Annotated in this window: 4 protein-coding genes and 1 pseudogene; 2 read left to right on the top strand and 3 right to left on the bottom strand. The window is 57.7% G+C overall.

The genetic code is table 11. From position 1 onward, the window contains the following. Positions 1-240, bottom strand: a pseudogene (locus tag ACIREA_RS20610) (hypothetical protein); the annotation flags it as partial. Between the two features lie 258 nt (positions 241-498). Next, complete coding sequence (locus tag ACIREA_RS20605; RefSeq protein WP_397384229.1) at positions 499-3,387, bottom strand: heme-binding protein; 2,889 nt, start codon at positions 3,385-3,387, stop codon at positions 499-501. 407 nt (positions 3,388-3,794) lie between these two features. Here ACIREA_RS20605 and ACIREA_RS20600 point away from each other — a divergent pair, with 407 nt between their 5' ends. Then, positions 3,795-7,025, top strand: coding sequence for a class I SAM-dependent DNA methyltransferase (locus tag ACIREA_RS20600; RefSeq protein WP_397384228.1), 3,231 nt, complete (start codon positions 3,795-3,797; stop codon positions 7,023-7,025). A gap of 12 nt (positions 7,026-7,037) precedes the next feature. Continuing rightward, positions 7,038-7,880 carry a hypothetical protein gene (locus ACIREA_RS20595; protein WP_397384227.1) on the top strand — a complete coding sequence of 281 codons (843 nt, stop codon included), beginning with the start codon at positions 7,038-7,040 and terminating at the stop codon, positions 7,878-7,880. 33 nt (positions 7,881-7,913) lie between these two features. Here the strand turns inward: ACIREA_RS20595 and ACIREA_RS20590 are convergent. Next, positions 7,914-8,396: SGNH/GDSL hydrolase family protein (locus tag ACIREA_RS20590; protein ID WP_397384226.1), on the bottom strand; the 483-nt coding region annotated here is incomplete at its 5' end.

The following is an 8,396-nucleotide window of genomic DNA, read 5'->3' as shown; positions in this document are numbered from 1 at the left end:
AGCCTTCAAGCGCTCAGGGGCCAGGGTGCCCAGGGCGCGCCAGGCACCTTTGAACTCGTCAATTTCTGCTATCAACGCCAGCAACTCCGGCGTGATGTGGATGGAATCTGTTTTCAACATCAGGGGCTCCCAAACCGCAAATACACCCATAAACACCCGAAAGTCCAACCGTAATGACACCCATAAACACTCATATTTTGGGGGGTAGGGGAGGGGTGGCGAGGTGAGAGAATGGCGCATTTTCAGCGCAGCTTCATTCCCTATGGATGCACCAAGGACACCCGCCCAGAGCCGACAAAATGTCGGCGCTCCCAGTACGGAAGGCAGGACTGAGGGCGACGCTGCTTTTGCGGGCTGGACGGCAGACGGGGGTAGGAGAGCGTTCTTCACCCTGCGAAAGCGGTAGCTCCGATGCAGGCTTGCGCCTTGCATCTGCGCGACCGCACTCCAAAAACCTGCCGCTAGCAATGCAGCTTCCGCGTAGCGCGCAATGCGCCGCTACTTCTTAAACGCCGCACCCTCAGGCTTTCCGGCGGCTTGGAAGTAGGCGAGGAGGTCGAGGATTTCTTCTTTGGTGAGGGTGTTGAGGAGGCCGGGCATCATGGGGGAGAGCTTGGAGGTTTCCTTGGTCTTGATGTCGGCTTTGCTGATCTCCTTGGTGTCAGGGGCGAGCATGCTGGGGCGGAGGATGATTTTGTCATCGGTGTCGCCCACAATGCGGCCGGTGAAGAAGTTGCCGTTTTTGAGGGTGATGTCGGTGTTGGCGTATTGCTCGGAGATGACTTTCGAGGGCTCGATGAGGGCTTCGAGAATGACCTGCGGCGAGTAGCGGCTGGCGACGGCGGTGAGATCCGGGCCGACGGAGCCGCCTTCATCGCCGATGCGATGGCACATGAGGCAGAGGGTGCCGTTTACGGCGTCCTGGCCCTGCGCGAAGTTGCGGCCTTTGCTGAGTTTGTCGAGATCGCCGATGAGGTCTGACATCTGCCAGTTCTTCACGAAGGTGCGGTCCTTCTTGGGCTTCTTGAGCTTGGGTGCGGGCTCGATCCAGGAATCGAGCACGGGCTGCAGCGCGGCGAGTTCTTCGGGCGGCACGTTGGCCATGGCGGTGCGGCGGATTTTGACGAGGAAGTTGCCGAAGCTCGCGCCATCGCTGAAGTCGCGGCCGGCATCGGTGAACCACTTGAGGGTGGTCTCGGGATGCTGCGTCGTATTGCGCTTCTGGGCCCACCAGGCGAAATACTGGCGGCGCATTTCTGGTGTCCAACCGTTCGTGATGGTGCGCAGGGCGACGACGTAATTGAGCTGCTCTTCCTGCGTGGGTGCGGCGGCGAGGAGCTTGAGCGTGCGCGCGATGGTGTCGGGCGCATCGAGCGCGAGGAGCGTCTGGCACAGCTCGCGATTGAGCGCGACGCTCTGCGCGGGGTAGAGCGGGCTGAGCAACGCGATGATGGGCGCGGCGACTTCAGCGGCGGGTTTGCCCATGCGGCTGATGGCGACTTCGATGATGCGGATGAGCTCAAGCTGCTGGGCTTCGCTCTTGAGCTGCGCGGGTGAAATTTTCGCGAGTGCTTTGAAGAGATCGCCCTGGGCTTCGGTGCCGCCGAGGCGTGCGACGGAGAGGAGGATGGTCAGCGCAGAGGTGGGGTTTGTCTCGGCCAAGGCGCGTGCCTTCCATGAGTTGATGGGCTGGCTTTCGATGGCGATGCGTGCGGCGTAGCGGATGAAGCGGTCTTCGCTGGCGAGATGTGGCCATGCGGTGTCCACGGCGGCGGCGTCTTCGTGGCCGTGGAAGGATTCGAGCTTGTGGCGCAGCGTACGGGATTCAGCGCCTGCGACTTCGTGGAGGTCTGCGGGTGCGGTGGATTCGGAGCCTTCGTAGGTCACGCGAAACAGCGCGCCCTGGGTGTGGCGACCGCCGATGGTGAAGTACATCGCGCCGTCATCGCCGATGGTGAGGCCGGTCAAATTGAGCGGGGTCTTGCCGGATTTTTCATTGAGTGATTTCGGGGCCACGAAGTTTTCCCAGGTGCCGCCGTAGCTGGCGCCCTGCGGCGTGAGGTGCACGGCGATGAGGCGGCCATAGGTCCAGTCCTGGATGAAGAAGGCGCGCTGGTACTTCGCGGGGAATTTCGCACCCGTGCCGAAGCCCACGCCGGTGGGGCAGCCGATGCCGATGGTCACGGTGGCGGGCAGGCTATCGTGGTAATATTCGGGCCACTTGCTGGCGCCTTCGCGGAAGCCATGGTCTGCGCCGCTGGTCACATGATAGACGCGCACGGGGCGATACCAGGGGGTGCCCCAGTCCCACTCCATGTCGCTGTCAAAGCCGAAGAGCTCGCCATCGTGATTGAAGGCGACGCCGTAGGTGTTGCGCTCGCCGCTGGCGACGAGTTCGCAGTTCTTGCCGTCGGGGTCCATGCGGACGACGAAGCCGCCCGGTGGCTTGCGGCCTGCGCCGAAGCCGTTGCCATCTTCGGCGCGCGGCAGCACGAGATCGTCCGCGTAGTTTTTGTGCGGGGAGGTGGGCAGCACATCGGCAGGCACGTCCACGAAATTTCCGCAGAGCACGTTGAGGTGCTTTTTGTCGGGATTGAGCAGGATGGTGTGCGCGCCGTGGTCGCCACCGCCGCCCTTCCATTCGCGGAGGAACTCGACTTTGTCGAAGGCCTCCTCGGCGGTGGTGGAGGTGCAGCGCCAGAGGCCATAGACACTCTTGCCATCGGGGCCATTGCCACGGCCATTGATGTAGAGGCTGTCAAAGGCGAAGAGCATGCCCATGACTTCGCTGAGCGGGATTTTGAGGATCTCGGCCTTGGTGACTTTGCCGTCCTTGAGCGTGAGTCGTGAGATGGGTTCTTTCGGTTCCGCGCCGAGGAGCAGGCGGCCCTTGGGATCTTTCGTGATGGAGATCCACGAGCCTTCCGTGGCTGCGTCCGCCTTGCGCACGAGCTCGACCTTGAAGCCCGGCAGCGTGGCCAGCAACTCGCCGGGATTTTCCGTGACGACGGCCACCGTCTTTGGCTTCGAGCCATCCGCAGGTCCATAGACGGCCTTGGTAATCACCAGCTTCTTCCCCGCAGGCGCTGCGATTTCCAGCTTGCGGTTCTCGCCCACATCACGCGAGACCTTCTCGTCGCCGAGGGTGTACTCGATGTGCAGTTTCTTCGGCACGCCTGAGGCGGTGTCGCCAAAGAGATCGTTGCCCGCGGTGATCGAGAGCTTGTCATCCTTCACCGCGCCCGCGACGACGGCGGTGACATCCGTGGGGTCTTTGGCACCATGGGCCAACTCAACCTGAGCCAGGCACGCGAGGGCGAGTGCGAGCAGGGCGGACTTCAATCGAAAACGAGGCAGAGGCTGACTGCGGGAGGCTGGGTAGTTCATGGATGGATCAGGACGAAGGCGGAATCGAGGTGAAAGCGGTGGCGCACCTGCCGCAGGAGGCGGGTGGGTTCAAATGATTTACGGAGGGAGGGTGGGGGAGCTTGCAGGGGGGGGGGGGGCTGCCGACGCGCCCCACGCCAAGATCTCAAGGATTAAGTACCGGAGGTGTGGCAGATGTGGATACCTGCTGCTAAAAGTTGCGGGCTATAATCACCTGAGCCATGAAAATGGTTGAATTAAGCCGTTTACGGGTGATAATCACCCATTCACCTCTCTTCTTCCTCATGACAAACCACAGTCTCAGCGGAACCAAGTGGGTTGGAGTGCAAAAATTAGTGTGCATACGAACAATGGCTGAGGTATAAAAACGCACTTTTTGCTGGGGTTGCCCAACCGCTTTTGACCGAATGCAGGATCTATTCGACACGAAATCTGACACCCGTCCGCTTACCAAGCGGCTGGAGGATTTCGGCTGTCATTATGTCATCGATCTGCGCACAGGTGATACCGCGCACGCGTACGCCCGAGCCGAGTATTTGGATCTGATCCCCGGCAACAAAGGAGATCGCAGCACTGCACTGCCTATCCAGGCCGTTGTGGAGCATCAAAACGCGCCCTTGCTGTACGTTACTTTTGAGGATCAGCCTGCCGAAATCGAAAAACTGCAAAAAGAACTCGCCAATCGCAGTGATGCCTCCTGGCTTGGCATCCTTCGTCCCGGAGAACTGGAGGTGCGCCCAATCACCTTCAAGCCCAAGCCTCAAGAGTTGCTCAAAAAGCACGCGTCCGACGATGATGCTGCATTGTTCTTCCAGCGTCTGGTGCACGGTCAGGTGGATCGCAAAGCAGGCAAACCGAAGGCAATGGACTATGTGGCAAAGCTGATCTTCGGCCAGCTCATGTACACCGCGAAGAAGTTCGTTCCGGAAGGTGGAAGCACCGATCCAACGAAGCTGTCGGCGCTGGAAGTCCTCTCCATGTGCGGGCGCGCTTTGTTCTTCCGCTTCCTCATGGACCGCAAAATCGTCGTTCCAACAGACCTCGCTGATATCTGTGAAAAAGCCAAGGACTTGAAGGATGTCTTTTCATCGCCTGAAAAAGCGGCCCTTACCTCTGCATGGCTGGATGCCACCTTCAATGGTGACTTCCTGCGCCTCTTTAGCGAGCAGCAGGATCAAGACATTCCCACCGACGACAAAGCCGCCCGTGCCACTGCCTACCGCCGCTATTACAAGAGCGTGAATGACAAAGTGGGTGCTGTCTTCTTCCAGCATCTGCGCGCCATCGTGAAAGGCCTGCCGGTGCCAGTGACGGACGAGGATTATCAAGACGAATTGGAGTTGGACTGGAGAGATCTGAACTTCGCACATATCCCAGTCGGAGTGCTGAGCCAAGTCTATGAGAGCTACAGTCATTGGGTGGAGGGCGAGGAGGCTAAACAGGCCAGCGTCCACTACACCCCGCTGCCTATCGCGCGCATGATGGTGGATCAAAGCTTTGGCCCGGGTGCCGTGAAAAACCCGGCCCACGCCCGTGTGCTTGATCCAGCCTGCGGTGCTGGCATTTTCCTCGTGCTCGCATTCCGCCGCCTGATTCAAAAACGCTGGGAGCACGACGAGATTCAGCCAGACACCAAACTGATCCGAAAGATGCTGCGCGAGCAGTTGACAGGCTTCGACATCAGCGAGTCCGCTCTCCGGCTGGCCGCGCTTTCCCTTTACATCACCGCCATCGAGATGGACCCCGAGCCACGTCCGGTGAAGAAGCTTAAGTTTGACGATTTGCAGGGCTCGGTACTGCACAACTTCCGTGACCCTGAACAAAAGGAAGGATTTCAAATCGGCAGTCTCGGTAAGAATGTGTCGGCTGACTTTGATGGAGTGTTTGATTTGGTGATTGGCAATCCGCCTTGGACAAGGCTCAAAGAGAAAAAAAGGAAACTTAGTGAAGAGGGGATTGCTCACCGTAAGGCTGGGGGAAGCTTCTTGACTGAACAGCACAATGCCCGGTTCACAGAGATCGGCAGGATTGCACTCAAGTCTCGTGACCTCGATGACTTGGCCGCAGATTATACGAATCCTGACAATAATCCTGATCTGCCTTTTTTATGGAGAGCGTTACTCTGGGCAAAGCCAGATGCATTGATGGCATTGGCATTGCCTGCACGACTTATTCTCCATGCTTCAAATCGTGGCGCTGAGGGATGGGAGGCAGTGTTGAACGCTGTAACTCTCACAGGGTTGGTTAATGGATCGGATGTCAGGAAGACGGGGGTCTGGCGTGGCATGGATGTTCCATGGTGCCTTCTTTTTGCAAAAAATAGCAAGCCCACTTCCAATGCGGGCTTTCATTACGCGTGTCCGATTTACGATAGGTCTTGGAATCAAGCCGGTCGTTATCGCATCGATTATCAAACCCTCCATTCATTGCCGGTCGAAAGAGTGCTGAAACTTCCGTGGCTACTGAAAACACTTCACGTGGGAACTTGGCGCGATGTTGAAATTGTCGAGCAATTGCTGAAAGTATTCCAATCGACTCTTGAAGTGATTTGGAAGAATTGGAATCCAGGAGAAGAGAAGACCGGTCTTGGCTACAATCGTTCCCCTGATTCGGATCAAACCGAAGTCAATTGGCTTGGAAAGCTTAAAGTGTTTGAGGCTCCAGTTGATGGTGCTTTTGCAATAGAACACAATAATCTAGATACATATAAGAAAACTTGGGGAAATAGCAAAGCTCATCGTGCTCGGACGATTGAACTCTACCAGCCCCCATTGGTTATTGTGCCTGAATCTCCGGAGGCTACCCGCCGCACTCCCCGGGGATTCAAATCAGACAAGACACTTGCCTTTTCAGTCAGCTACTACGGTTATTCTTGCAAAGGGCATCCTGAGGCGGAGGCGCTTGCTGCGTTGATTTATCTTCTTCCGCACAGCCTGTTCTTTGATTACTTCCTCCTGATGACCAGTGCTCGATTTGGTGCTGATCGTCAGACTTTTAAAAAGGAAGAATTCGATGCCATTCCCTTCCCGGACGTCACGACGCTTCCCAAGGAAGCCAAGGCAACGATCGAACGCCTTGCTCTTGAGTTGGAACACAATCCCGCAGAGACCAAACCTTGGGAACAGATCGACGAGTTCTTCTTCAATCTGTATCAGATCGAGCCGCGTGATGCCCAGGTGATGCGAGACACTCTTTTCTCAGCGGCCCCCTATCGCACCGCCGGGAAGGCTGCCTTTGCGCCGGTGACCTTTGAAGAGGACAAGGACTACTGCACCCGCACCAAGTTTGCTGGGCATCTAGAGACTATGCTGCAGCCCTTCTTTGGAATCTCAGGCTACAAGGTTGCCGTTACCGTCAAACCAAACGGATTGGAACAACGCCCACAGTTCGATGTTTGGGGATTCATCGCCATTCATCGTGATGACCAACCTGCACATCTTGATGCCGATCTGCTAAGTAAGATCACGCTTGAGGCGGATGCCCACGGGGCCAGCCGGGTGATCATCCGTCTGCCTGGGCAGCGCGGGCTTCTGCTGGGCCTTTTGAATGAACAACGCTGGTGGACGCAGACACGCGCGTCCTTCTGCGCCCAGCGAATCGTGCGTGATTACCTGGATGCATTTGATCTCCGTGAGTAGTTCCGCAATTGCATGAGCGCAGCCCCCAGCCACAACAACGTCTTCACCACCACCTCCGCTGTGGGTGTCTGGCAGGCTGACCCTGCCAGCTACAAGCTGCCGCATCCCTCAGTGGCGCTGCCGGTGATTAAAATTGTCTGCTACGTGCTTGCCCATGCCTTTGAAGAACTGCGCAAGCAAGGCAAAGACCTTGCTGCCCTAAGCGAGGATGAAATCACCGCCAAGCTCATGGAATTTCTGGAGAACACTCTTCTCAAAGCAGACGGTGATCCCGCGAAAGGTGGCATCCCGGGATTCACCAAGACAATTTTCAGATCGGTCACACGGCAGTCCAATGCTCAAAGCTACAACCAACAAAAGGTTCGGCCTTCGCCTGATCTCTGGTTTCTACTCAATTACGATCAGCGCCCGGAAGTACTCCCTTCGTATGATGCGCTGCTCGTCGAGTGCAAAATCGTGGACAAGACCAGCAAACGCTCCGCAGGCCCATGGTATGGGGACGAAGGCATGATCCGTTTCGTCAATGGTGACTACGCCTGGGCCATGACCGAAGGCATCATGCTGGCCTATGCCCGTGACTCTCGAACGATCGCAGACCATCTAATCCCCGCATTGGCGGAGACTGCTCGTATGGCAACGCTGAAGACCCAAACACTGCCAGTGCCGGTGCCGTTCAAAGCGCTGATGGCGAAGTCCGTCTGCCAGGAAACTCTCCATCAGAGCACTCACGGGCGAGGATTCACCTATCTTGAGAATAAAGGAATAGCGCCGGACATCACCCTTTATCATCTTTGGCTTCGGTGTGATCTTCAAAGTGGAGGGGCAGTGACCTTGCAAACACCAGATAATGCCTGAACTGCCACCTTTAGCCCGCTGGTAAAAAGGATCTCACTTACCCCCATTCAAAATCGTCAGCACCTGCGGGATGATTTTGGCGGCGAAGAGGGCGTGGCCGCGGTCGTTGGGGTGGAGGCCGCCGAGGAGGCCGTTTTTGGGGGCGAGGGAGCGGGCGACGGTGGGGCCGAGGTCGATGAGGGAGAGCTTTTTGTCTGAGGGATGGGTTTGCTGATGGGTGGCGACGGCGTGTTTGAGTTCTTTGGCGTAGTACTGGCCGAAGGGGATGAGGAGGATGATGTGGGCGTCGGGGGCGCTGCGGCGGAGGGCGGCGAGGCTTTGGATGATGCTGGCCTGGGTGTCGCTGGGGTTGGACTTGTGGAGGGCGTCGTTGGTGCCGTAATTGATGAGGATGAGGGCGGGCTCGTGGCCGGGCTGGCCATCGGCGCTGAGGTGGCCCTGGGGATCGAGCAGGGAGTGGTTGTTGCCGTCGATCTTGTTCCAGCGGCTTGCGGCGTCGTCGTACTGTCCGCCGGT

The sequence above is a fragment of the Prosthecobacter sp. genome, from assembly GCF_044373815.1.
In the GTDB taxonomy this organism is placed as follows: Bacteria; Verrucomicrobiota; Verrucomicrobiia; order Verrucomicrobiales; family Verrucomicrobiaceae; genus Prosthecobacter.
This window is presented reverse-complemented; position numbering and strand designations above follow the sequence as displayed.

Coding starts and splice junctions, on each gene's coding strand:
- ACIREA_RS20600 (WP_397384228.1), top strand. CDS start 3,795: ATGCAGGATCTATTCGACACGAAATCTGACACCCGTCCGCTTACCAAG.
- ACIREA_RS20595 (WP_397384227.1), top strand. CDS start 7,038: ATGAGCGCAGCCCCCAGCCACAACAACGTCTTCACCACCACCTCCGCT.
- ACIREA_RS20605 (WP_397384229.1), bottom strand. CDS start 3,387: ATGAACTACCCAGCCTCCCGCAGTCAGCCTCTGCCTCGTTTTCGATTG.